At 71.7% G+C, this 24,772-nt stretch carries 22 protein-coding genes; 12 read left to right on the forward strand and 10 right to left on the reverse strand.

What is annotated here, in order from left to right:
- Positions 1 to 185: 185 nt before the first annotated feature.
- On the reverse strand, positions 186 to 2,312 hold the full coding sequence (locus ITJ50_RS08860) for a DEAD/DEAH box helicase (RefSeq protein ID WP_194590326.1): 2,127 nt from the start codon (positions 2,310 to 2,312) through the stop codon (positions 186 to 188).
- Between the two features lie 274 nt (positions 2,313 to 2,586).
- Positions 2,587 to 3,330, reverse strand: a complete 744-nt coding sequence (locus ITJ50_RS08865) for a polyprenol monophosphomannose synthase (protein WP_017886232.1) — start codon at positions 3,328 to 3,330, stop codon at positions 2,587 to 2,589.
- 73 nt (positions 3,331 to 3,403) lie between these two features.
- On the opposite strand from ITJ50_RS08865, the gene ITJ50_RS08870 reads away from it, so the two are divergent.
- Positions 3,404 to 4,564, forward strand: coding sequence for a mannosyltransferase family protein (locus ITJ50_RS08870; protein WP_194590327.1), 1,161 nt, complete (start codon positions 3,404 to 3,406; stop codon positions 4,562 to 4,564).
- A 9-nt stretch (positions 4,565 to 4,573) separates the two neighbouring features.
- Here ITJ50_RS08870 and ITJ50_RS08875 read toward each other — a convergent pair whose 3' ends face one another.
- On the reverse strand, positions 4,574 to 5,428 hold the full coding sequence (locus ITJ50_RS08875) for a PPK2 family polyphosphate kinase (protein ID WP_017886234.1): 855 nt from the start codon (positions 5,426 to 5,428) through the stop codon (positions 4,574 to 4,576).
- Positions 5,429 to 5,609: 181 nt separating this feature from the next.
- Between ITJ50_RS08875 and ITJ50_RS08880 the strand changes: the two genes are divergently transcribed.
- Entirely contained in the window at positions 5,610 to 6,620 is a 1,011-nt protein-coding gene (locus ITJ50_RS08880; RefSeq protein WP_082046918.1) for an alpha/beta hydrolase, read from the forward strand.
- An 84-nt stretch (positions 6,621 to 6,704) separates the two neighbouring features.
- Positions 6,705 to 7,001: a hypothetical protein gene (locus ITJ50_RS08885; protein ID WP_194590328.1), complete on the forward strand. Its 297-nt coding sequence runs from the start codon at positions 6,705 to 6,707 to the stop codon at positions 6,999 to 7,001.
- On the opposite strand, the gene ITJ50_RS08890 is transcribed toward ITJ50_RS08885, so the two are convergent.
- The 3 genes from ITJ50_RS08890 to ITJ50_RS08900 form a co-directional block, all read right to left on the reverse strand.
- Positions 6,998 to 10,486, reverse strand: a complete 3,489-nt coding sequence (locus tag ITJ50_RS08890) for an efflux RND transporter permease subunit (RefSeq protein WP_194590329.1) — start codon at positions 10,484 to 10,486, stop codon at positions 6,998 to 7,000. The two genes, ITJ50_RS08885 and ITJ50_RS08890, sit on opposite strands and share 4 nt — an antisense overlap.
- A gap of 81 nt (positions 10,487 to 10,567) precedes the next feature.
- Positions 10,568 to 11,242, reverse strand: a complete 675-nt coding sequence (locus ITJ50_RS08895) for a DUF6518 family protein (RefSeq protein ID WP_052481791.1) — start codon at positions 11,240 to 11,242, stop codon at positions 10,568 to 10,570.
- Positions 11,243 to 11,448: 206 nt separating this feature from the next.
- Positions 11,449 to 12,900 carry a PLP-dependent aminotransferase family protein gene (locus ITJ50_RS08900; protein ID WP_323749895.1) on the reverse strand — a complete coding sequence of 484 codons (1,452 nt, stop codon included), beginning with the start codon at positions 12,898 to 12,900 and terminating at the stop codon, positions 11,449 to 11,451.
- A 61-nt stretch (positions 12,901 to 12,961) separates the two neighbouring features.
- Here ITJ50_RS08900 and ITJ50_RS08905 point away from each other — a divergent pair, with 61 nt between their 5' ends.
- The 3 genes from ITJ50_RS08905 to ITJ50_RS08915 all read left to right on the forward strand — a co-directional run bounded on the left by ITJ50_RS08905 (position 12,962) and on the right by ITJ50_RS08915 (position 15,209).
- Complete coding sequence (locus ITJ50_RS08905; RefSeq protein WP_194590331.1) at positions 12,962 to 13,615, forward strand: YczE/YyaS/YitT family protein; 654 nt, start codon at positions 12,962 to 12,964, stop codon at positions 13,613 to 13,615.
- A 134-nt stretch (positions 13,616 to 13,749) separates the two neighbouring features.
- The gene (locus ITJ50_RS08910; protein ID WP_194590332.1) at positions 13,750 to 14,631 is read left to right on the forward strand and encodes a DUF4097 family beta strand repeat-containing protein; all 882 of its coding nucleotides are present in this window, start codon (positions 13,750 to 13,752) and stop codon (positions 14,629 to 14,631) included.
- Positions 14,628 to 15,209 carry a PadR family transcriptional regulator gene (locus ITJ50_RS08915; RefSeq protein ID WP_017886242.1) on the forward strand — a complete coding sequence of 194 codons (582 nt, stop codon included), beginning with the start codon at positions 14,628 to 14,630 and terminating at the stop codon, positions 15,207 to 15,209. Before ITJ50_RS08910 ends, ITJ50_RS08915 begins: the two co-directional genes overlap by 4 nt.
- A gap of 83 nt (positions 15,210 to 15,292) precedes the next feature.
- Here the strand turns inward: ITJ50_RS08915 and ITJ50_RS08920 are convergent, their stop codons facing one another.
- Positions 15,293 to 15,745, reverse strand: a complete 453-nt coding sequence (locus ITJ50_RS08920; protein WP_194590333.1) for a MerR family transcriptional regulator — start codon at positions 15,743 to 15,745, stop codon at positions 15,293 to 15,295.
- Positions 15,746 to 15,875: 130 nt separating this feature from the next.
- Between ITJ50_RS08920 and ITJ50_RS08925 the strand changes: the two genes are divergently transcribed.
- The 4 genes from ITJ50_RS08925 to ITJ50_RS08940 all read left to right on the forward strand — a co-directional run bounded on the left by ITJ50_RS08925 (position 15,876) and on the right by ITJ50_RS08940 (position 19,766).
- Positions 15,876 to 18,101, forward strand: a complete 2,226-nt coding sequence (locus ITJ50_RS08925; RefSeq protein WP_017886244.1) for an APC family permease — start codon at positions 15,876 to 15,878, stop codon at positions 18,099 to 18,101.
- 11 nt (positions 18,102 to 18,112) lie between these two features.
- Positions 18,113 to 18,868, forward strand: coding sequence for a hypothetical protein (locus ITJ50_RS08930; RefSeq protein ID WP_017886245.1), 756 nt, complete (start codon positions 18,113 to 18,115; stop codon positions 18,866 to 18,868).
- Positions 18,869 to 18,929: 61 nt separating this feature from the next.
- Complete coding sequence (locus tag ITJ50_RS08935; RefSeq protein WP_017886246.1) at positions 18,930 to 19,205, forward strand: DUF3072 domain-containing protein; 276 nt, start codon at positions 18,930 to 18,932, stop codon at positions 19,203 to 19,205.
- 120 nt (positions 19,206 to 19,325) lie between these two features.
- Positions 19,326 to 19,766, forward strand: a complete 441-nt coding sequence (locus ITJ50_RS08940) for a DoxX family protein (RefSeq protein ID WP_017886247.1) — start codon at positions 19,326 to 19,328, stop codon at positions 19,764 to 19,766.
- 22 nt (positions 19,767 to 19,788) lie between these two features.
- Here ITJ50_RS08940 and ITJ50_RS08945 read toward each other — a convergent pair whose 3' ends face one another.
- Entirely contained in the window at positions 19,789 to 20,916 is a 1,128-nt protein-coding gene (locus tag ITJ50_RS08945; RefSeq protein ID WP_083389313.1) for an NAD(P)-binding domain-containing protein, read from the reverse strand.
- Between the two features lie 158 nt (positions 20,917 to 21,074).
- Between ITJ50_RS08945 and ITJ50_RS08950 the strand changes: the two genes are divergently transcribed.
- Entirely contained in the window at positions 21,075 to 21,293 is a 219-nt protein-coding gene (locus ITJ50_RS08950) for a DUF3073 domain-containing protein (RefSeq protein WP_017886249.1), read from the forward strand.
- A 294-nt stretch (positions 21,294 to 21,587) separates the two neighbouring features.
- Here the strand turns inward: ITJ50_RS08950 and purM are convergent, their stop codons facing one another.
- Positions 21,588 to 22,703, reverse strand: coding sequence for a phosphoribosylformylglycinamidine cyclo-ligase (gene purM, locus ITJ50_RS08955; protein ID WP_194590334.1), 1,116 nt, complete (start codon positions 22,701 to 22,703; stop codon positions 21,588 to 21,590).
- A gap of 74 nt (positions 22,704 to 22,777) precedes the next feature.
- Here purM and purF point away from each other — a divergent pair, with 74 nt between their 5' ends.
- Positions 22,778 to 24,235 (forward strand): amidophosphoribosyltransferase, encoded by a 1,458-nt coding sequence (gene purF, locus ITJ50_RS08960; RefSeq protein ID WP_017886251.1) that lies wholly within the window; start codon positions 22,778 to 22,780, stop codon positions 24,233 to 24,235.
- A gap of 84 nt (positions 24,236 to 24,319) precedes the next feature.
- On the opposite strand, the gene ITJ50_RS08965 is transcribed toward purF, so the two are convergent.
- Positions 24,320 to 24,721: a hypothetical protein gene (locus ITJ50_RS08965; protein WP_017886252.1), complete on the reverse strand. Its 402-nt coding sequence runs from the start codon at positions 24,719 to 24,721 to the stop codon at positions 24,320 to 24,322.
- Positions 24,722 to 24,772 lie beyond the last annotated feature (51 nt).

Raw genomic sequence — 24,772 nt, forward strand, 5'->3', positions numbered from 1 at the left:
CCGTGTCATCAGTCGGCGGCATGAGCGCGGCGGCTCCCTGTCCTCCGAGAGGATGACCCGTGCGCCAGCTGACGTCGCGGCCGAGCCGCGGACCGGACCCGGCGGGGTCGTCGGTCGCACCGCGTAACGGACGGGAGGCCCGGTACCAGCTGGTACCGGGCCTCCCGTCCGTCGTGTGGTCGCGACTAGCGCGCGGCGAGCTCCGACACGATGCCGTCACCGGGTGCGGCCTGCACCAGGTCCGCCTCGATCTCGGCGCGCTCGAGGATGCCCTCGATCTTGCGGATGCGGCCACGCGGGACGATCGTGACGACCGTGCCCTCCTTGCCGGCACGACCCGTGCGGCCGGAACGGTGCATGTACGCCTTGTAGTCGTCCGGGGCGTCCGCCTGCACGACGAGCGAGACGTCGTCGACGTGGATGCCGCGGGCGGCGACGTCGGTGGCGACGAGCACGTTGACGCGGCCGCTGGTGAGCAGCTGCAGGTTGCGCGTGCGGCGCGACTGGTTCAGGTCTCCGTGGAGCGAGGTCGCGCGGATGCCGGCGTCCTCGAACTGGTCGGCCAGACGCTCGGCGTAGGCACGCGTCCGGGCGAAGACGATGGTCTTGCCGTCGCCGGCGACCAGTTCCTCGAGCAGACGGTCCTTCTCGCGCTGCTCGACCACGAGGACACGGTGGTCGATGGTCGAGGACGCCTGGTCCTCACCCGCGACCTCGTGCACGCTCGGCTCGTGCAGGAACTGCTCGACGAGCGCCGCGACCTGGGTGTCGAGCGTCGCGCTGAACAGCAGCTTCTGCGCGCGGTTGCCCTGCGGGGTGACCTCGGCCGTAGCGGCGAGGATCTCCTGCACCGGCTCGAGGAACCCGAGGTCGCACATGTGGTCGGCCTCGTCGAGCACGGAGATGATGACCTCGCTGAGGTCGAGCTTCCCCTTGTTCATGAGGTCCTGCACACGGCCGGGGGTGCCGACGATGATGTCGACGCCGCGCTCGAGCGCGCCCTCCTGGCGGCCGTAGGGGACGCCGCCGTAGATCTGCGTCGTGAACAGGCCGACCGAGCGGGCGATCGGCTGCACCGTGCGGTCGATCTGCAGGGCGAGCTCACGGGTCGGCGCGAGGATGAGCGCACGCGGGGCGCGGCCCATCTTGCGCTTCGTGCCGCCGCCGTGCTCCATGAGCTTCTCGACCAGGGGCGCACCGAAGGCGATGGTCTTGCCGGAACCGGTCCGGCCTCGGCCGAGGACGTCCTTGCCGGCGAGCACGTCGGGGATCGTCGCCGCCTGGATCGGGAACGGGCTCGAGGCGCCGAGCTCCTGCAGGGCGCGGGAGATGTTGCCGCCGATGCCGAGGTCGCCGAAGGTCACGCCCTCGACGTCGGACGCGATGGTGGCCTCGGCCTGGAGCTTCTCGAGCTTGACGTCGTCGGCCGGCACGAACTTGCCGCGCTCGGGCTCGTCGAACGAGCGGCGCGGGGTGCGGTCGTCGCGGTCGAACGAACGACGCGGACGGTCGTCGTTGTCACGACGGGGCGCACGGTCATCGCGGTTGAAGCTGCGCGGGGCACGCTCGTCACGGTCGAACGAACGACGCGGGCGGTCGTCGTTGTCACGACGCGGGGCGCGATCGTCACGGTCGAAACGACGCGGGGCACGCTCGTCACGGTCGAAGCGACGGGGACGGTCGTCGTTGTCGCGACGCGGGGCGCGATCGTCACGGTCGAAACGACGCGGGGCACGCTCGTCACGGTCGAAGCGACGCGGGCGGTCGTCGTTGTCGCGACGCGGGGCGCGGTCATCACGCTCGAACGAACGACGCGGGCGGTCGTCGTTGTCGCGACGGGGCGCGCGGTCGTCACGGTTGAAGCTGCGCGGTGCACGGTCGTCACGGTCGAACGAGCGACGCGGGCGGTCGTCGTTGTCGCGACGGGGCGTGCGGTCGTCACGATCGAAGCGCCGCGGGGCACTGGGCCCCTGCGAGCCGGTTCCGGCGCGACGCGGAGCTTGCGGAGCGTCGGGACGGCCGTGCGAGTAGGGAGCATCACGGTTGTAGCCGCGACCACCACGGTCGTCGCGATCGGGGCGCCGATGGCCGCCGCTGTCTCGCGGCTCCCAGTTCGGACGGGCCGGACGCTCGCCCTGCGACGCGCGACCGCGACGCTCCTCGGCGTCCCAGCGCTGCTTCTGACGCGGCTGCGACGAGTCGGCGGCGCGGAACCCCCGGTGCTTGCTGCTGCGGGCGGCGGGGGTGCCGTTCGGGTGGCGGACGCGGTCGGAGGCGCGGTTGTCCGCGCCGCCCTTGTTGTACGGGGCCATGGCTACTTTCTCGGGTGCGCAACGTACCGCAGCGCCCGACAGCGACATCGGCGGGGGCTGCTTGCGGAGAGGGGGTTCATCCCGTCGCGAGTCGACGTGATTCCAGCCCTCGAGCAACACACACCCAGCAGAATTTCCGTGATCACAATGTCACGACGTCGAAGGCCGACCGATCGAGTCTACGCGAGCCGCTGCCCTGACGCCAGCCCCGATGCGAACGCAGGCCGGTCGGGCGGGGTGATCCGTGCCTCCTGGCCGCACCGGACACGACGCGTCACGGCGAGCCCAGCCGGAACAGCCGCTGCAGCCCCCACCCGGTGACGCGGACGAGCGCCTCGACCACGATCCCACCGCTCATCTTCGACTCGCCCCGCTCGCGCTCCACGAAGGTGATGGGGACCTCGGCGACGACGGCACCGGCCCGGACCGCACGTCGGGCGAGGTCGACCTGGAAGCAGTAGCCGGCCGAGGCGATGTCCTCGGCGACGAGCGAACGGAGGAGGTCCGCGCGGATCGCGCGGTAGCCCCCGGTGAGGTCGCGGACCCGGACACCGAGCGCGATCCGACTGTAGAAGGAGCCGCCGCGCGACAGGGCGATCCGGTGCCACGGCCAGTTCACGACCGAGCCACCGCGCACCCAGCGCGAGCCGATGACCAGGTCGGCACCCGCCGCACAGCGTTCGAGCAGCCTGCCGAGTTCTTCGGGCCGGTGCGAGCCGTCGGCGTCCATCTCGACCAGGACGTCGTGGTGGCGCTCGAGCCCCCAGGCGAACCCCGCCAGGTAGGCGGCACCGAGGCCGGCCTTCTCGGTGCGGTGCAGGACGTGCACACGCTCGTCGTCCCGGGCGAGGGCGTCCGCGATCGCGCCGGTGCCGTCGGGGCTGCCGTCGTCGACGACCAGGACGGCGACCTCGGGACGTGCCGCGAGGACGCGGGCGACGACCGACTCGATGTTCTCGCGCTCGTCGTACGTGGGGATGACGACGAGCGTCCCTCCTCGGGCACTGCGAAATGTCAAGGATTACCCCGTTGGTGTCTGAGTTGGCTTGGATATCAGCACAACGTATACGCAACACCAGACGGAGGCCAGCATGCGAGCGCGCACGGTGACCCGCACACTGCCCGACTGCCTCATCACCCTCGCGCTCTACGCACTCGCGCGGGTGGTGACGACCGCCACGCTCACCGTCGGCTTCGCGTTCACCGATCCGGTCGGGTTCGGCGACACGGCCGACCCGAATGGGTTCTTCGAACGCTCGACCGCCTGGGACGGCCAGTACTTCCTCGAGATCGCGCGGCAGGGCTACCCGAGCACACTGCCCGTCGACGACACCGGCGCCGTCCAGCAGAACGCGTGGGCGTTCCTCCCGGTGTTCCCGGCGCTCGTGCGGGCGGTCAGCACGACCGGCGCCGACCCCGCGGTCGTCGCGGTGCTGCTGGCGACGGCGTTCGGCGGCGCGGCGTCCGTCGCACTCGTGGCCCTGCTCCGTCCCCACGTCGGCCGGACCACCGCGCTGTGGTCGGGCGTGTTCTTCGCGTTCGGGCCGGTGTCGTTCGTCTTGCAGATCGCCTACGCCGAGTCGCTCGGCCTGCTGCTCACGTTCGCCGCACTCATCGCGATGCAGCGCCGGCACTACTGGACGGTCCTGCCGATCGTCACGGTTCTCGCGTTCACCCGGCCCGGGGCGCTCGCGATCCCGTTGGCGCTCGCGCTGCACGCCGTGCTCCGGCTCGTGCAGCGCGACGCGGTGCCCGTGCGGGAGCGTGTCGCGATCGTCGTCACCGGCCTGGTCACGGCAGCGGCGGGCCTGGCGTGGCCGGTCATGGCGGCGCTCGTCACCGGGGTTCCCGACGCCTACTTGCAGACCGAACTCGCGTGGTGGCGGCTCCACCTCGACGTGCACCACTTCGCGCCACTGACACCGTGGTTCCTGCAGGCCGACCGGTTCGCGGGCACGCTCGGCGTGGTCGCTGTGCTCGTCGCGGTCGGCGCGACGGGATGGTGGCTGTCGTCGCGCTCGACGCGCCGGATCGGCTCGGTGCCGCTGCTCGGCTCGGCCTCGTACCTGCTCTCCCTGTTCGCGACGTTCTTGCCCCAACAGAGCTTGCCGCGGCTGCTGCTGCCGGCGGCCCCGCTGCTCGGTGCGCCGCTCCTGCACCGCACCGCGCTGCGACGGGGCATCGTGCTCGGTGGCTGCGTGCTCGCGCAGCCCGCGGCGGTGTGGGTGCTGTTCCTCACCCACAATCCCTGAGCCGGTGGGTCAGGACTCGGCGAGCCGACGACGCTGCTCGGCGACGTCGAAGTCGGCCTTCGGCCACGACAGGTGCATGTCCTCCAGCGCCCGGAGCAGGAGCTGCTGCACGGCGAGGCGTGCGTACCACTTCCGGTTCGCCGGCACGACGTACCAGGGCGCCTGCGGGGTCGACGTGCGGTCGAGGGCGATCTGGTACGCCTGCTGGTAGCGGTCCCAGAGCAGACGGTCGTCGATGTCGCTCGGGTTGAACTTCCAGTGCTTGTCCGGACGGTCGAGCCGGTCACCGAGACGCTCGCGCTGCTCGTCCTTCGAGATGTGCAGCATCACCTTGACGATGGTCGTGCCAGCGGCGGCGAGGCCGTCCTCGAAGGCGGTGATCGCGCCGTACCGCCGCTCGATCTCGTCCGGCGCGGCGATGCCGCGGACGCGCTGGGCGAGCACGTCCTCGTAGTGGGAGCGGTCGAACACGCCGAGCTGTCCGGCTGCCGGCAGCTGCTTCTCGATGCGCCACAGGAAGTCGTGCTCGCGTTCCTCGGCCGTCGGGGCCTTGAAGCCGGCGTAGTGCACGCCGTTCGGGTCGACCGCGCCGACGACGTGCGAGACGATGCCGCCCTTGCCCGCGGTGTCCATCGCCTGCAACACGAGCAGCACCCGGCGCTCGTCCCCCGCGGTCGACGCCGCGTACAGGCGCTCCTGCAGGGCGGCGAGCCGCGAGGCGCCCGCGGCGAGCGCTTCGAGGCCGTCGATCTTGCGACCGGGGAAGCCCGGCGTGCCGTCGGGGTCGACCTGGTCGAGGCGGAACCCGGGTTCGACACGCAGCAGCGGTTCGGGATCGGCGTTCCAGGCCTTGCGACTGCTCACGGGTCCTCCTGCGGTGCTCCGGTCGGCGACTGCCGTGCTCATCCTCGCACTGCCGGGTGACGCCGGTGCGGCCGGTCTGCACCGGGAGCGCAGTCCGGGGGTCGCCCGCTCGGGGGTCGTCCGCTCGGGTTCCTCCGTTGGGGTGACGTGGGCGGTCGCCGGTGCGGCTAGCGTGGACGTGATGAAGTCCGGCCGCCGCTCAGTGCTCGCGCTCGTCGCCGCGGTGGTGGCGCTCGGCGCGATGGCGTCCTGCAGCACGGATCCGGTCGGCGACGAGAACGCCACCGTCACCGCGGACAGCGTCATCTACCCGCTGTCGCTCCGGTACCACGGCATCGATGTGGTGGCCGACGTGCCCTACGGCACTGACCCGCTGCAGCGCCTCGACGTGTGTCTGCCGGCCGACAGCGAGCCCGCGACGACGGCGACCCCCACCGCGACACCGTCCGCCTCGGCCACCGCCGACCCGGAGGCGGTCGAGGCCACGACCGGACGCCCCGCGGTCCTGATGATCCACGGCGGCAGCTGGTCGCACGGCGACAAGGCGACGGCCGCGTACCGGTCCGTGTGCAAGTACCTGGCGTCCGAGGGCTTCGTGACGTTCAACGTCGACTACCGGCTGGCGCCGACGGATCCGTTCCCTGCCGGGCTCGACGACGTCCGACGTGCGCTCGACTACGTGTTCCGCCCGGCGACGCTCGAGACCTACGACGTCGACTCCCAGCGCGTGGGCGTGTTCGGTGGGAGCGCCGGCGGCAACCTCGCCGCGATGCTCGCCGTCACCGACCACGACTCCGCCGCGTACGCCGACGGCGACCGGATCCGCGCCGTGGTCGACCTGAGCGGGCCGACGAACCTGACCACCCGGTCCACCGAGCCCGACGGGGTGTCCGCGGCCTTCCAGCGCAAGCAGCTGCTCTACCTGGGGTGCCGGTCCTACGCCAGGTGCCCGGCGGCCACCCGGGCGTCGCCGGAGTTCCACGTCACCTCGGACACGGCGCCGTTCTTCATCGGGCACTCCACCGACGAGTTCATCCCGTTGTGGGAGTCGCAGGAGTTCGCCGCGACACTCCGATCCCACGACGTCCCGGTGACGTTCGTGGCGGTCGAGGGCACGGCGCACTCGATCGCGCAGCTCGACGAGGCGATGAGCCGCCGGGTGGTCACCTTCCTGCGGACCCAGCTCGGCTGACCGGACGACCGACCGCGTGCCCCGGGTGGGTGGCACCCGGAGTCGGGACTGCCGCTGCGGAGCCCGTGGCCGCAGACTTCGGTGGTGACCGACACCTCGACCCGCCCTGCCCGCGCCGCTGCGACCCGCTGGGACCGCCCTGCGCTGCAGACGTTCGCGGAGCTGCTGCTCGGGCTGTCGTTCGTCACCGCGGTGGCCTTCGGCGGCTACGCCTCGGTCACCGGGCAGCTGGCCGTCGTGTCGCAGGGCGCCGCCGTGGTGTTCCTCGTGACGCTGACCCTGGTGCTGGTGTCGTGGTTCCGGGGCGTCGAGCGCGAGGAACGAGCCGAGCCGGTCGTCGTCTCGCCCCTCGCCGTGGTCGACGCCGAGTACCGCCGCTAGGCAGCGCTGCCGGAACGCTCCGCTCGCCGCCGCTGTCGTTCCGCCCGACGCTCCGCACGTTCCTGGCGTCGCTCGGCACGCGCCTGCTTCCGGGTCTTTCCCGCGGCGATCCGGTCCGTGTTGCGTTCGCGGGCCCGCTCTACCACGAAGTACAGCGCCGGCAGCACCACGAGCGTCAGCAGTGTCGAGGACACCAGACCACCGATCACGACCAGCGCCAGCGGCTGCGAGATGAAGCCGGACTTGCCGGTCAGTCCGATCGCCATCGGCAGCAGCGCGAAGATCGTCGCCATCGCCGTCATGAGGATCGGACGGAGGCGTCGTGTCGCGCCCTCGATCAGGGCCTCACGCACCCGCAGCCCGCGTCGTCGGTACTGGTTGACGAGGTCGATGAGCACGATGGCGTTCGTCACGACGATGCCGACGAGCATGAGCAGACCGATGAGCGACGCGACGCCGATCGGGACACCGGATGCGATCTGCAGCAGGATCGCGCCCGTCGCAGCGAACGGCACCGACACGAGCAGCAGCAGCGGCTGGAGCAGGCTCCGGAACGTCGCGACCATGATCACGTAGACGATCAGCACGGCGACCAGGACCGCGAGCCCGAGCTGCGAGAACGCCGACGACTGGCTGGCGGCGACGCCACCGATGGAGGCGGTCGCACCCTTCGGCAGGTCGAGTTCGTCGACCGCGGTCGTGACGGACTGCACGGCCGCACCCAGGTTGGTGGCGTCCGGCGTCACGGTGATCGTGGCGGTGCGGGCGGCGTTCGTCGTGGTGACGGTGGTGGGGCCCTCGGACTCCTCGACCGTGGCGACGTCGGACAGCGGGACGGTGCCGGTGCTCGTCGGGACGTCGAGGGCACGGAGCGCGGCGATGGTGGTCGGCGGCTCCGGGTCGGCGATGTAGACGTCGAGCGTCGCGTCGTCGATCTCGATGCTGCCGGTGTCCCGCGGTGAGACCGCGGCGGCGACGAGGCCGCCCACCTGGGTCTCGGTGAGGCCGAGCGACGCGGCCTTGGCACGGTCGACCCGGACGGCGAGGAACGGTTCCGCGGCGGAAAGGTTGCTGGTGGCGGCCGTGGTGTCCGGCACCGACTGCATGGTCTTCAGCACCTGGCGCGATGCCGTCTCGAGCTGCGACTGGGTCGGCGCGGTGACGTCGACCTCGATGTCGCTGCTGCCGCCGAACCCGCCGCCGGAGGACGCGATGGTGACCTCGCCGACGTCCTTGATCGACCCGATCGCCTTGCGGGCGTCAGCCTGGATCGTCGGCTGGTCGGCCTCGGCGTCGGTCGTCACGGCGTACTGCACCGAGGCGCTGCCGCCACCGCCGAACGCGGCCTGGATCGACTGGCCGCTCGTGCCGATGGTGGTCTGCACGGTCTCGACGCCGTCGACGTCCTGCAGCGCCCGCTCGACCTTGCGCGCGGACTCGGACTGGACGGCGAGGCTGGAACCGGCCTTCAGGTCCTGCGTGACCGTGAACGTGTTCTGGCCCGAGTCGCCGAGGTAGTTCGTGGTGACGAACGGCAGCGTGGCGGCCGTGCCACCGAGGACGATCACGGCGAGCAGGATGACGACGACCGGCTTCCGGACGACCCACCGGAGCACCGGCAGGTAGACGCGGCGCAGGCGGTCGACCCGGCCGGCGTCGTGCAGGTCCGCGGCGGAGGCGAGCGCGCCTTCCGAACGGTCGCGGTCGCGGTCACGATCGGCATCAACCGCCGACGGTGCTGCTGCCGCTGCTGTGTCTGCGTCTGCGTCTGCGGCCGTCGTCGCGTCGCCCGGCTTCGCCTTCGGCGGGCGGAGCCACCAGTACGCGAGCACCGGGACGATCGTGAGCGAGACGAACAGCGAGGCGACGAGTGCCAGGGTGACCGTCACGGCGAACGGCCGGAACAGCTCCCCGACGAGTTCGGCGACGAAGGCCACCGGCAGGAACACCGCGACGGTCGTCAGGGTCGAGGCGGTGACCGCACCGGCGACCTCGCGCACGGCGTCGCGCACGGCCTGGCCGCGGTCGACGCCGGGGAGCATGTGCCGCTTGATGTTCTCGATGACGACGATGGAGTCGTCGACCACGCGGCCGATCGCGATCGTGAGCGCGGCGAGCGTGATGATGTTGAGCGTGTACCCGGCCGCGCGCATGCCGATCGCGGCGAGGAGCACCGACGTCGGGATCGAGATCGCGGTGACAAGCGTGGAGCGCCAGGACAGCAGGAACACCAGGATGACGAGCACCGCGAAGGCCAGGCCGAGCAGGCCTTCCTCGGCCAGGGAGTCGATGGACTGTTGGATGTAGGGCGCCTGGTCGAAGACGACGGTGAAGCGGGGGTCGCCCTCGATCTTGTCCTCGATGCCGGGCAGGGCCGCACGCACGGTGTTCGAGACGTCGACGGTGTTGGCTTCCTGCGTCTTCGTGATCGAGATCGTCAGGGCCTGCTGGCCGTCCACACGACTGATCGAGGTGCGCGGGGACTGCGTGATGGCGACCTTCGCGACGTCGCCCAACGTGGTGTCGGTCGGGGTGGCCGCGGTCGTCGACGTGTCCGTCGCCGCCGATCCCGTCGTCGCGGCACCGGTCGCACCCGTGCCGGTCCCCGTCGTCCCCGTGCCGGTCGCCCCCGCGGCCGTGCCGTCACCGGACGACGCCGCGCCGTCGGCACCTGCGGCCCCTGCCCCGGCCGCGTCCGAACCGGAAGAACCCGAAGAACCGGAAGAACCCGAAGAACCCGAAGAACCCGACGAGCTGGTCAGTGGCAGGGCCCGGATGTCCTTGAGCGAGGCGATCCGCTCGCCCGTCTGCACCGACAGCGTCGAGCCGTCCTCGGTGATGGTTCCGCCGGGGATCAGGGTGCCGTTGTCGTCGAGCGCGTCCGAGATGGCCGTCTGGCTGAGGCCGCGCGCGGCGAGCTCGTCCTGGTCGGGCGTGATGACGACACGACGGCCGGGGTTGCCGAAGACGTCCGCCTGTCGCACGCCGTCGAGCTTCTCGAGGTCGGGGATCGCCGAGGCCTGCAGCCGGTCGACGAGCTGTTCCTGGTTGCCGGACGCCGAGACCGCGACCTGCAGCACCGGCAGGTCGTCGAAGGACCCGGTGACGATCTGCGTCTGCACCGAGTCCGGCAGCGACAGGGCGTTCACCGCGGTCTGGATCTTGTCCTCGGCGCTGGCCAGGTTCGAGCCGTACTGGAACGACGCCGACACCACGCTCTGCCCCGTGGACGAGGTCGCGCTGGTGGACTCGAGGTCCGGGACGACCTGGATCGCCTGCTCGATCTTGGTCGAGACGTCGTTCGACACGACCTCTGGCGTGGCGCCGGGGTAGGCGCTGACGATCGCGACCTGCGGGAACTCGACGCTCGGGATCAGCTCCTGCTTGAGGCTGGAGAGCGCGATGCCGCCGAAGACCGCGACGACGATCGTGACGAGCGCGATGAGGGCCCGGTTGCGCAGGCTGAAGACCGAGAGGAGGTGCACGACATCGATCCTCGCAGGAGCGACCGACGAACGTTCAGTTCCGGGCCAGGACCCGCCGACGGATCGGGACCCGCCGGGCGATCAGGACCCGCCGAGCAACAGGTACGCCCCGAGCACCGCGACGGTGCCGACCACCCCGGCCCCCAGCGCCACCACGCGCCCGACCGGCGACCGCGCGCCGACGACCCCGATGCCGAGGAGCACCACCCCGACCACGATCTCGACGATCCACGTGCCGTGCCCGGTCGTCGCCGCGACCTGCAGGAGTCCGCGGACGCCTTCGCCCAGGAGCACCGCGGCGGTCACACCGAACGCCCCCGCCCGCCACCGGGCGTCATCGGAGCGCACGGCCACGGCGACCGCTCCGGCCAGCAGCCCGGCCGGGACCCCGAGCAGCACCCACGGGTTCGTGATCGACAACACGTCCGGGAACCCGCGCAGGACCGTCGTGGCCCAGTACCCGACGTGCATGAGTTCGAGGAGCACGACGCCGAGCACCGTCGCCAGCGGCAGGGCGATCCGGCCCGCTCGGGCTCCGGCCACCAGGCACAGCAGCGCGGCCACCACGAACCAGGGGCCGGCGGAGTTCGACACCGAGGCGAGCGCGGGCACGGCCTGCCCGAACGAGGTCAGGACCCCCGCCAGGAACGCCCCGCTCAGCGCGATGGTGACCCGCACCACGGCGGGGACCGCCGCGGGCGGCTCGACCGACGTCGGCACAGCGGAGCGGGTTCCGGCGGACAGGGTCGCGTTCATGGCACCCAGCCTCGCCGGACCCTGCTGAAGCCGCATCACCCCGGGGAGCGAGAACCCCCGGCCCGACCTCACCCCAGAGGATGACGCCGAGCCCCGGCGGACGACGCCGAGCCCCGGCGGACGACATCGAGCCCCGGCGGACGATCCCGAGCCCCAGCGGACGACCCCGAGCCCCGCAAGACACCGAGCCCTGGACGACGCACCTCTCAGACCACCGCCGCCAACGACCCCCGCACCCCGGTCGACTCGCCGCCCACCCGCTCCCACGCGCGTGACAGCACGTCGACCAGGCGCCCCCGGTCGGCCGGGGCCATCGTGAACGGCACCCGCAGGAACCGCTCGAACCCGCCGTCCGGCCCGAACACCCCGCCGGAGGCGAGCACCACGCCCTCGGTCCGCGCGGCGAGCACGAGCGCGCTCGACACGGGTCTGCCGAGCCCCACCCACGTCGTCAACCCGCCCGCCGGTGCCGGGACGTCCCACTCCGGCAGCCGGGCCCGGAGCGCGCCCACGACGGCGTCGCGACCTTCGCGCAGGGACGCACGCCGCGCCTCCAGGACGGCAGCCGTGCGCGGGACCAGCTCGCGCACGACCAGCTGGTCGAGCACGGGGGTGCCGAGGTCGCCCGTCGGGCGGGCGAGCAGCAGCCGCTGCAGGAGCGCCGGGTCGGCGCGGATCCAGCCGATCCGCAGCCCACCCCAGAAGACCTTGGCGGCGGAACCGATCGTCACGACCGACACCCCCGTCGGGTCCGCCGCTGCCAACGGCGGCGACGGCGAACCGTCGATCCGGAGCTCCCCCATCGTCTCGTCGGCGATGACGGTCGTGCCGACCGAGGCCGCGGTCGACAGCAGGAGCTGGCGGGTCGATGCGGACATGGTCGCACCGGTCGGGTTGTGGAGCTCGGGCATGACGTACGCGACCGAGGGCGCGGTCCGGCGGAGCGTCGTCTCGAGCGCGGCGGCGTCCCACCCGGTCCGCGCGTCGACGGGGACGCCGACCAGGCGGCCGCCGGCCTCGCGGAAGGCCTCGTGCGCGTGCGGGTAGGTCGGCGACTCGACGAGCACGGCGTCGCCGCGGCGGACGAGCACGCGTGCGAGCAGCGCGATGGCGTGCTGCGCGCCGATCGTCACGATGACCTGGGCGGGATCGGTGGGCAGCCCGCGCTCGGTGTAGCGGGCGGCGATCGCGGCCCGCAGGCCGGGGTCGCCGACGGTGTCGTAGCCGATGCCGGCGAGCGCCGCCGGCACGTGTCGGACCGCTCGCTCGACGGCCTCGTCGATGCCGGGGGCCGCGCGCAGGGCAGCCTTGCGGAGGTCGAGCACGTCCCCCTCGACGACCCCGCCGAGGCGTTCGGGGTCGGGCCGGCCGACCAGGTCCCGGGGCAGGTGGACCACGCTGCCGGAGCCACGGACGGACACCAGGAACCCGTCCGAGCGCAGTCGGGCGTAGGCGTTCGCCACGGTGGTGCGCGAGACGCCGAGGGCTGCGGCCAGTCCGCGCTCGGCCGGCAGCCGGACCCCCTGGGCGACGCGACCGTCGATGATCAGGACCCGGAGGGCGTCGGCGAGCGCCTCGTAGGCGGGGGCGGTGGTGCCGGCGCGCCAGTCGGTCAGCAGGTGGGCGGCGGCGCGAGCACTGATGAGAACCGGGGGCACGGGTCCACGGTAGCGCGATTGGCTCTCGACCAGCAGGCCAATCCATCGCGACGATGGGACCATGCCCCGCCGCACCGCCCTCACCCTGCGCTTCGTCCAGCTCTTCGTCGGGCTGTTCCTCTACGGCGCCTCGACTGCACTGCAGGTCCGCGCGGTGGTCGGTGTGAGCTCGTGGACCGTGCTGACCCAGGGGCTCGAGAACGTCGTCCCGTGGTCGTTCGGCGTCATCACGGTCGTGTCGAGCGGGGTCATCCTCCTGCTCTGGATCCCGCTCCGCCAGAAGCCGGGCATCGGGACGCTGCTGAACGCCCTGGCGATCGGACCGAGTGCCGACCTGGTGCTCTGGCTCGTGCCGGAGCCGTCGGGGATCGTCGCCCGGATCGGGCTGTTCGCGGCGGGGCTCGTGCTGCTCGCGATCGCGACGGCGTTCTACATCGGTGCGGGGTTCGGCACCGGGGCGCGGGACGGCCTGATGGTCGGCCTGCACCAGCGGCTCGGCTGGCCGATCTGGCTCGCGCGGACCCTGGTCGAGGTGACCGTGGTGATCGTCGGGTGGGTGCTCGGCGGGGACGTCGGTGCGGGCACCGTCATCGCGGCGTTCGCGATCGGCCCGATGGTCCAGCCGCTCATGCCGCACTTCCGCCGGTTCCCGTGGAGCCCGGAGCGCCGGATCGTCCAGGAGGCGCGCCCCACCCCCGTCACGCACGCTTCGTGAGCAGGAACGGTCGGGTCGCGCGGCCCCACCCGACCACTTCTGCTCACCATCCGCCCGGCACCCTTGCGGAGCGCCGAGTCGCGATATAGCGTGACCTCCACAGACGCGATACATCGCGAGTTCCAGGAGGCACCATGGCGCAGGAGAAGTGGCTCGTCGACGAGCCCAAGGTCATCGACACCGGCATCGTGCGCACCGTGCGCGTCGGTCTCGTCGGCGGACAGGTGGACGTCGTCGCGCACGACGAGCCGACCGCACGGGTCGAGATCCACAGCGTGTCCGGCAAGCAGATGCTCGTCGAGGTCGACGGCGACACGCTCACCGTCGACCACCCCCAGGTCCGGTGGGACGACCCCATCGGGTTCCTGAAGTCCTTCCGCGGCAAGGCCCACGCCGACGTCAGCATCCTGGTCCCCCGCGACGCCGGCATCACGCTCGGTGTCGTCTCGGCCGGTGCGCTGCTCTCCGGCACGAACCGCGGCGCGACCCTCAACACGGTGTCCGGCGACCTGGTGGTCGACGGCGTCGCGGGTGACGTCACGGTCAACGCCGTCTCGGGCGCCACCACGATCCGCGACCTCGACGGCGCCCTCACGGTGCACACCGTCTCCGGCGACGTCGTGGCCACCGGTGAGATCCCCCGGTTCCAGGCCGATGGCGTCTCCGCCGACGTCGTGCTGGACCTGCACGGGATCCCCGAGTCCGCCCGCATCAACACGGTGTCCGGCGCGGTGAGCGTCCGGCTCGAGGACGGCGTCGCGTACAACTGCACGGTCAACACCGCGACCGGCAAGCTGCAGTTCGACGACGCCGAGATCCGCGGCGTGCGCGGCTCGTACGTCAAGCAGGGCGGCGAGCTGTCCGGCCAGTGGCTCGACCTGCGGGTGAACTCCGTGTCCGGCGACATCGCGGTGCTGCACGCCCCGCCGGTCGCCGACACGCCGGCCGCGCCGACGCCGCCGAGCACGCCGACGGCTCCGACCACCCCGACGAACGACAGCGAGGTGCCCGAATGAGTCCCGTCTTCGCCCACGGCCACCTGCGTCTCTACCTGCTCGTCCTGCTCGCAGACCACCCCATGCACGGCTACGAGCTCATCCAGGCACTCGGCGACCGCTTCGGCGGCACCTACGTGCCGAGCGCCGGCACCGTCTACCCCCGGCTCGCGAAGCTCGAGGACGACGGCCTGGTCTCCAAGACCGCCGACGGCCGCAAGACCGTCTACGCGATCACGGACGCCGGTCGCGCCGAACTCGCGGCGCGTGCCGACGAGATCGCCGCGGTCGAGTCCGGCCTGAGCGACTCGGTGAAGTCGTTGGCCGACGGCGTGCGCGCCTCGGTGGGCGAGGCCATGCGCTCGCTCCGTGCCGACCTGGCCGCCGCGGCCGAGAGCCCGGCGACCGGTTCCACCGAGGAGCCCGTGTCCGTCCCGTCGGACAGCGCCCGCGCCCTGCGCGAGCTCGAGATGGCACTGTCGTCGTTCCGGCAGCAGGTGCGCGCGGACCTGCGTCGTCGCGCGACCCGCGGCACGCTCGGTTCGGACACCGTGACGCGTCTGCGTGACGGCCTGGAGGCCCTGCGCAAGTCGCTCTGACGGCCCGCGGCCGACAGGCGGTGGCGACCAGGGCCTCCCGGCCGTCGTCCGCCCGCGGTCGCGACCGACGCATCCACGGAAGCTCACCGCCCCGCAACCGGTGGGTCGTCGGCCGACGGCCGCGTCGGCGCGAAGCCGGCAAACGCGTCGGACGCCGTCAGGGGTTCTCCGTGCGAGACGCGCGCGACGGTGGTGCGCACCGCCGCGAGCTGCCGGGCCAGCCGGTCCCGCTCGAGCTCCAGCCATCGCAGGTGCACCGTGAGTGCCGCGACGTCGTCGCCCTCGTCGTCGAGTCGTCGCGCGATGTCGGGCAGGGCGAAGCCGAGCCCGCGCAGGAGCAGGATCCGCTGCAGCCGGACCAGTGCGTGGTCGTCGTAGCGCCGGAGCCCACCCGCTCCGACGGCGGTGGCCGGCAGCAGTCCGACCGCCTCGTAGTGCCGCAGGGTCCGGCTCGAGACACCGGCGGAACGCGCCACCTCGGCGATGGCGTGGGGTGCTTTCGCAGCTGCCTCGTCGGTGCCTGTCGATGCGCTCATGCTCGCGACTGTACTGCTTGACGCTGCGTCAACCGCAGTGGGTACCGAGCAGCCGCCGCCGAGCGCCCGCGGCCGACCGGGAATGTGCGGCGGGGGAACCGTGTTGACTCGCGCCCGGAACTGAGTAGGTTTGCCGCTCGTGACGAACGAGATCCGGTCGTTGAAAGCGCGACTGATCGGGGATCCCCTCCCCTCCGAGAAGCTCGAAGGACAGCTCCTCCCGAAGCACCTGGCCCTGCCGATCTTCGCGAGTGACCCGCTGTCCTCTGTCGCGTACGCGCCGCAGGAACTCCTGATGATCCTGCTGCTCGGTGGCATGGCCTTCCTGACGTTCGCGCCGTGGGTCGCCGCTCTCGTCGTGCTGCTGCTCGTCGTGGTCGTCGCCTCGTACCGGCAGCTCATCAAGGCCTACCCGTCCGGTGGTGGCGACTACGAGGTGGCGCACCGGAACCTGGGCGAGAAGGCCGGGCTGGTCGTCGCCAGCGCACTGCTCGTCGACTACGTGATGACGGTGGCGGTGTCGGTCGCCTCCGGTGTCGACAACATCATCTCGGCGCTCCCGATGCTCGACCACTTCCGCGTCGAGCTCGCCCTGCTGTTCGTCGTGCTGCTCGCCGCCGCCAACCTGCGCGGCGTGCGCGAGTCGAGCAAGGCCTTCGCGATCCCGACCTACCTGTTCGTGGCGAGCGTGTTCGTGATGGTCGTCACCGGGCTCGTCCGGGTCGCAGCCGGCAACGCCCCGGTCGCCGAGTCCGCGGCGTACACCGTGCAGAACGTGGAGCACACGACGCAGGCGGCGTTCATCCTGCTGCTCCTGCGTGCCTTCGCCTCGGGCTGCTCGGCCCTGACCGGCGTCGAGGCCATCGCGAACGGCGTGCAGGCGTTCCGTCGCCCGAAGATCAAGAACGCGCAGGCCACCCTGGTCGCGATGGGCGGCATCGCGATCGTCCTGTTCATCGGCCTCATCACCCTGGCGCTCGTGTCGCACGTGCACTACGCCGAGCGCGCCTGCGACCTGCAGGGCTTCGCGAACTGCGCGACCACGCCGCAGCGCTCCCTGATCGCGCAGATCGCGGCGGCGACGTTCGGCAACAACTCGGTGCTGTTCTTCGTGATCCAGGCGACGACCGCGGCGGTCCTGCTCCTCGCCGCGAACACGGCCTTCAACGGGTTCCCGCTGCTCGGCTCGATCCTGGCGCGCGACTCGTACGCCCCGAAGGCGCTGTCGACCCGCGGCGACCGCCTCATCTACTCGAACGGCGTCATCGTCCTGGCCCTGGTCGCCGCGGCCCTGCTCGTGGTCTACCGGGCGAACGTCACCAGCCTGATCCAGCTCTACATCATCGGTGTCTTCGTGTCGTTCACGCTCGGCCAGACGGGCATGGTCGTGCACTGGACGCGGCTGCTGCGGGCGGACCGCGACGGAACGGTGCCCGACGGTGACCCTGCCGTGAACCGAGGGCAGGTCGTCCGCTCCCGCACCATCAACGCGATCGGTGCCACCTTCACCTTCGTGGTGCTCGTCATCGTCACGATCACGAAGTTCACCCACGGTGCCTGGCTCGTGTTCCTGATCATGCCGGTGCTGTACGTGCTCATGCTCGGCGTGAACCGCTACTACCGCGACGTCTCGCACGAGATCGAGGCCGACGTCGAGACGAAGTTCGGCGCCACCGGCGACCACGCCATCGTCCTGGTGAACAAGCTGCAGAAGCCCGTGCTCAAGGCGCTCGACTACGCGGTCGCCGCCGAGCACGCGAGCATCGAAGCCGTGCACGTCGCCATCGACGACGCCGAGTCACAGCGTCTGCGCGACCAGTGGGCGGAGTACGGCATCCAGGTGCCGCTGACGATCGTGCCGAGCCCGTACCGCGACATCTCGATGCCCCTGATCAAGTACATCAAGGCGCACCGGGCCGAGCACGGCTCCGAGGTCGTCACCGTCTACACGCCGATCTTCATCGTCGGCCATTGGTGGGAGGGGCTGCTCCACAACCACCGCGGCCGCCGCATCCGCAAGAAGCTGCTGCTCGTGCACGGCGTCACCGTGGCCCTGGTGCCGTGGCTGCTCGACTCGTCCGAGCTGCTGTACGGCCGCCGCTCCCGCCCGCTGCCCGGCCAGGAGCGCCGCGGCGAGCCCGTCCGGCCCCCGCTCCGCCGGCCAGCGCAGCCCGGGTCGTCGGCCGAGGGCGCAGCCGAGGACCGCCTGCTCCGGTCCGCCGAGCGCAACAGCATCCAGCCGCGCCGCGCGACCCGTCCGGCCGGCCCCGCCGAGGGCGTCGACCCCGCGCTCTGCACGGGCGAGATCCACGCCCTCGTCCCCTCGCCGCCGCGACGGGGAGCCGACGAGTCGTAGCATGTGGCCCCATGACCATCAGTGACCTGCGGACGTTCGCCACGTTCGACGGACACGGCGGCAAGGTCTCGAAGCGCGTCGAGGTGCTCGACCACGAACCGCCGGCCGGCAGCCCGCTCGAAGGACTCGTCGCCGTGCGCGGCGAGCACCCGCTCGGTGCGGTCGACGAGCGCGCCGCCGACGAGTCCGCCGCGCTCTCCCGCGGGGTCCCGAGCGTCGGGTGGGTCGACCCCGCCGCGCTCCGCGACTGGTACCGCCCCGACCGCGTGGTCCTGACCCGGCTCGAGGCGCGGCGGTCCGGCATCGAGCCCGGCGTCTACGCCGACTCCCGTGGGCGCGGTCGCGTCCGGATCGACGGCCTGGAGGCCCACCTCGCCCCCGACGGTCGGCCCGCCTTCCGCGCGCTGGCCGGGCCCACCGCCGAGCCCGTCGTCGACGTGCCGCTACCGACCGACCAGGCCGTCCGCCTGGTGGCGGTGACCGACGTCGCCGAGGGGCTCGAGGTCGTCACCGCGCCGGTGTCACCGTTCCTGCAGCCCGGTGAGCACCCGGCGTACGGCGACGACGTGGTCGGGTTGCCGCCACGTCCGGCGAGCGGCCTGGTCCGGGTCACGGCGTCGGTGCTGCTCGACGGCGAGCTGCACGAGGTCGACCGGATCGACGAACGTGCCGCGACGATCTGGATCCGGCGCGACGACCGCGTCGTGCCGATCGCCACGAGTGCCGTCGGGCCCGACCTGGTGCGGTACGCGGCCACCGCGGTCTGAGGCCGATCGGGGGACGCCGCTGCTGCGTGTCGTGCCGGGGGTGCGGCGTACGTTCGCGGACATGAGTGACGCAGACCGCGACCAGCAGCAGACCCCGGACGCACCGATCCAGGGCGAGACCCTCGGTGGCCCCCGACCCGACCCCTCCACCGACGCGAGCAAGGACCCCGAGCAGTGGGTCACCGGCGACGAGCCGATGACCGGACCGCAGCGCAGCTACCTCGACACCCTGGCCCGTGAAGCCGGCGAGGAACTCCCCGCCGACCTCACCAAGGCCCAGGCGTCGGAGCACATCGACCGCCTCCAGCAGCAGACGGGCCGCGGCGCCGATTCCTGAGAAGCAGTCCGCCCTTCGGCGGACCGCTGTCTGTGCATGCTCTGGGCATGTTCTGGCGAAGCGCGGTCAGTGCCCTGTCCGAGGATGATCGATGACGCGTCAACGGCTACCTTCGTGGCCATGCGAACGACATCGACCTCCATCGGCCTGACCGCGCTCCGCATCGTCCTCGGGGTGGTGTTCATCGCCCACGGTGCCCAGAAGTTCGCCCAGGGCATCCCGAACGTGGTGCAGGGCTTCTCGGGCATGGGTGTCCCCCTGGCCGAGGTCGCGGCACCCCTCGTCGCCGGCCTCGAGCTCGTCGGCGGCGTCCTGCTCGTGCTCGGTGTCGCGACCCGCGTCGTCGGCGTGCTGCTGGCCGTCGACATGGTGGTGGCCGGCGTCCTGGCCCACGGCTCGGCCGGCTTCTACTCGCAGGACGGCGGGTTCGAGTACGTGCTCGTGCTCGCGGTGGCCTCGCTCGCCGTGGCGCTGACCGGGCCCGGGCGGTTCTCGCTCGACGCCCTGGTGCTCAAGTCGTCGCGACGTCGTCGTGGCGTCGAGGAGCCCCTCCCCGCCTGAGCCGCGCGTCCCGGTTGCGTCTTCAGGCCGCCAGCGTGTCCATGACCTGGCGGGCGATCAGGCGTCCGGCCCGGTTCGCCCCGATGGTCGACGCCTGTGGGCCGTACCCGGCCAGGAACAGCCGCGGCTCCTCCGCCGACCGACCGTCCTCGACCACCACACCGCCCGCCGTGGTCCGCAGGTGCAAGGGCGCGAGGTGCCGCAGGTCAGCCCGGAACCCCGTCGCCCAGATCACCGCGTCGGCGTGCACGTGGGTACCGTCACTGGTCACCACGCCGCTCTCGTCCATCCGCGCGAACATCGGCTCGTCGCGCAGCACGCCACGGTCGATCCCGGCCCGGATCCGTCGCGACACGGGGACCCCGGTACCACTGACGATGCTCGGCAGGACCTCGCCGGCGCGGGCGGCGCGGTCCTGTTCGTCGACGGCGGCCACCGCGGACTCGACGTCGAGCGAGGCGGTCCCGGCCCAGACCATCGGGCGCCGCGTGAACCACCGCGTCGAACGGGCGACGCCGTCGAGCTCGAGCAGGAACCCGATCGCGCTCGTCCCACCGCCCACCACCACGACGTCCTGCCGGGCGAAGTCGGTGGCGCTGCGGTACTCGGTCGTGTCCACCTGGCGGCCGCGGAACACGTCGCGCCCCGGGTACCACGGCACGAAGGGCGTGCCCCACGTGCCCGAGGCGTTCACCACCACGTCGGCGCCGATGCGCGTGACGGTACCGTCGGCGCCCCGGGTCGTGACGCACAGCCCACCGTCCACCTCGCCGACTGCGCCGATGCGCGAGACGGACGTCACCGACACGGGCCGCCGCACCCGCAGGTCGTAGTGCTGTTCGAACCGGCGGTAGTACTCGCCGACGACGTCCCGCGCGGGTCGTGACCGGTCGGCGTCGTCGAACTCCAGGCCCATCGCGCGCATCCCGGGCAGGTCGTGCACCCGGTGCGCCGCCCCGAGCCGCAGGGCCTCCCACCGGAACTGCCACGCTCCTCCGGTGCTCGGCGCGCGGTCGAGGATCACCAGGTCGGTGCCGGGGACGAGCCCCAGGCGCCGCAGGTGGTATCCCACCGAGAGTCCCGCCTGCCCCGCACCGATCACCACCACGCGGGCGTGCTGGTCGACCGGGGTCTCGAGGGGTTCCGTCATCACTTCGATTCTGCTGTGCGGGCCAGCCGTCGCGCGACGTCCAGATCGAGGTACATGGTAGAGTGATCGGCAGATTTCAAACCACGAACCGTCTGGTTCCCCGAGTGATCCTCCGTCATTCGCCAGGACCGGACCAGAGCCGAACGAGGGGGTCACGCATGGGGCGCGGCCGTCAGAAGGCGAAGCACACCAAGGTCGCCCGTGAGCTGAAGTACTTCAGCCCGCAGACGAACTACGGTGCGCTCGAGCAGGAGCTCTCCGCCGGACAACACTCCGACGAGAACTACGTCGACCGTTGGGCGGACCAGTACGGTCCGGAACCGGCGGAAGACGAAGACGAGTTCGAGACCCAGGCAGACCAGAACAAGTCCGCCTGACATCTCTTGTAGTCGCGCCGCGCAGCCCTCGGGCAGCGCGGCGTTTCTGCGTGCCCGGACACGGCGTGGCCGGACACCGTGCGCCCGGACACCGGGTCCGCCCGTGCACCGATCGGCGCGCCCGGGCCCCGGCTTCGAGTGGTCACGACTCCCCGCACACACGATGCCGAGCGGTCAAGAACCGTCGGTTGCAGGCCCGCCAGGCGACGGTTCGTGACCACCCGCCGCACGCACCACGGCGCGGCGGAACCGGCCACCGGCACGGCACCGCACGGCACGGCAGGTCAGGTCAGGTCAGCCCGCGTAGCTCCCGACGAGCCGGACCGCGCCACCGTCGACGCCCTTGGCACCCTGCTCGAAGCCGGTCAGGTCACGGGCGGACGTGGCGATCGTGCCGACGGGCCACGTCGGCATGCCGGCGGCGCCGAGCGACGCGATGACCTCGGCAGCGGCACCGGCCGAGACGACCGCGAACATGCCGATGCCCAGGTTCCAGGTGCCCTCGGTGTCCTCGATCGGGCTGCCGGCCATGTCCGCAAGGACCCGGAAGACAGGGAGCGGCTGCCAGGTGGAGCGGTCGACCTCGACCCAGGAGCCGACGGGCAGCACGCGCGCCAGGTTCGCGGCGATGCCACCACCGGTCACGTGCGAGAGCGAGTGCACCGCGCCCGGGTGCTGCTCGAGGAGCGCCAGGAGCGGTGCGGTGTACAGGCGGGTGGGCTCGAGCAGGGCTTCACCGACGGAGACGGCGCCCCCGAACCCGGCGCCGCTCAGCTCGGGCAGCTGGTCCGTGAACCCGACGCCCCGCGTCGACAGGATGTGCCGCACGAGCGAGTAGCCGTTCGAGTGCAGACCCGACGACTCGATCGCCAGGACCACGTCGCCGTCCTGCACCAGGTGCGCGCCGAGCTGGGCATCGGCCTCGACGACGCCCGTCGCCGCACCGGCCACGTCGTAGTCGTCCGGGCCGAGCAGACCGGGGTGCTCCGCGGTCTCGCCACCGACCAGGGCGGTGCCGGTCTCCGAGCACCCGCGGGCGATGCCGGCGACGATGTCGGCGATGCGGCCCGGCACCACGCGGCCGCAGGCGATGTAGTCGGTCATGAACAGCGGCTTCGCGCCGACCACGACGATGTCGTCGACGACCATGCCGACCAGGTCCTGCCCGATGGTGTCGTGCTTGTCGATCGCCTGCGCGATGGCGACCTTGGTGCCGACGCCGTCGGTCGAGGTCGCGAGCAACGGGTGTGAGAAGTCCTTCAGGAACGAGACGTCGTAGAGCCCGGCGAACCCACCGACGCCCCCGAGGACCGAGGAGTTGTGGGTGGCCGCGACCGCGGACTTCATCAGTTCGACGGCCAGGTCACCGGCAGCGGTGTCCACTCCGGCTTCGGCGTACGGGTTGGGCATGCGGAGTCCTTCGCGGTGACATGGCAGACTTGTGCGGTACCCCCCGATTCTACTGATCTGGAGCACACCCGCGAATGTGCGGCATCGTCGGCCTTGTTGCGCAGGGCCCCGCCAACCAATCCATCTACGACGCACTGCTCCTCCTGCAGCACCGCGGGCAGGACTCGACGGGCATCGCCACGGTCGAGGGTCACGTGCACCACATGCACAAGACCCGCGGGCACGTGCGCGAGGCGTTCCGGACCCGCGACATGCGTGCCCTCCTCGGCACCATGGGGCTCGGGCACGTCCGGTACGCCACCAAGGGCGCCGCGACGAACGAAGAAGAAGCCCAGCCGTTCTACGTGAACGCGCCGTACGGCATCGTCCTCGTGCACAACGGCAACCTCACCAACACGCGGGAACTCACGCGTGAGCTGTTCGACATCGACCGTCGACACCTGAACACCACGAGCGACACCGAGCTCCTGGTCAACGTGCTGGCCCACGAGCTGCAGGGCCAGGTCCGCGGCGCGAACCTCGACCCAGGACAGGTCTTCGACGCCGTCGAGCGCGTGCACGAGCGGGTCGAGGGCTCCTACGCCACGATCGCGACCATCGCCGGGCACGGGCTGCTGGCCTTCCGCGACCCGTTCGGCATCCGCCCGCTGATCCTCGGCCACAAGCTCGACGAGACCGGCCAGCCGGAGTGGGTCGTCGCGAGCGAGTCGCTCGTGCTCGAGTCCGGCGGCTACGAGATCGTGCGCGACATCGCTCCGGGCGAAGCCGTCTTCATCGAGATGAACGGTCAGATGCACGCCCGCCAGTGCGCGAAGAACCCGCGCCTGGTGCCGTGCTCGTTCGAGTACGTCTACCTGGCCCGTCCCGACTCGGTGATGAACGGCATCTCGGTCTACGACGCACGTCTGCGCCTCGGCAACCGCCTGGCCGACACCATCGAGCAGTACGCGCCGACCGGTGACATCGACGTCGTCATGCCGATCCCGGACTCCAGCCGTCCGGCTGCCATGCAGGTCGCGCGGAAGCTCGGCATCGAGTACCGCGAGGGCTTCTACAAGAACCGCTACGTCGGCCGCACCTTCATCATGCCGGGCCAGGCGGAGCGCAAGCGTTCGGTGCGTCAGAAGCTCAACGCGATGTCGTCCGAGTTCAAGGGCAAGAACATCCTGATCGTCGACGACTCGATCGTGCGTGGCACGACGAGCCGCGAGATCGTCGAGATGGCCCGGGCCGCCGGCGCGAACGAGGTCACGTTCACGAGCGCGGCTCCCCCTGTCCGGTTCCCGCACGTCTACGGCATCAACATGCCGACGCGCGCCGAGCTCATCGCGCACGACCGGAAGATCCCGGACATCAACCGCGTGCTCGGCAGCGACCACCTGATCTACCAGGAGGTCGGGGACATGCGCGACGCCATCATCGAGGGCTCCGACGTGACCGACCTCGAGATGAGCTGCTTCACGGGCGAGTACGTCACGGGCACCGTGAGCCCGGAGTACCTGTCCTGGGTCGAGGCCAACCAGCTCAGCTAGGTCGCGTCCGAGACGCGACCAGACGACAGACGGGAGGCCCGGTGCCAGCTGGCACCGGGCCGCCTGTCCGTTGATCGGGGGCGGCTACGGCCGCTGGTCACCGTGGTCGTCGAGCTCGCCGTCGACCGTCTCGGGCGGGAGTTCGACCTCGACGCGCTCCGCAGTCAGGCGGGCCGACCGCCGGGCGTAGACCCGGTCGAACACGACGGCGACGACCGCGCCGACGAAGGCGCCGATCGTGACGCCCCACAGGCTGAAGTAGCCGACCAGGCTGCCGAAGCTGGTCTGGTCCCGCTGTCCACCGAGGTTCATGGTGAGGGCGACCACGACGAGGGTCGCGAGGAAGCCGAGCACGGCACCGCCGACGATGAACACGCCGAACTTCGGGGCACGGCGGATGGTGACCTCGTCGGGGCTGGCGACCGCGCTGGGAGCCGGGGCCGGCGCGGGGAGCGGCTGCTCGTCGGGTTGATCGGTGTTGCTCACCCGTCCATTGTCCCCCACTGTGGGACGTCCCGCGGCCTGTGCGCTGCGACC

The organism is Curtobacterium sp. VKM Ac-2889, assembly GCF_015350855.1.
GTDB classification, from domain to species: Bacteria; Actinomycetota; Actinomycetes; order Actinomycetales; family Microbacteriaceae; genus Curtobacterium; species Curtobacterium poinsettiae.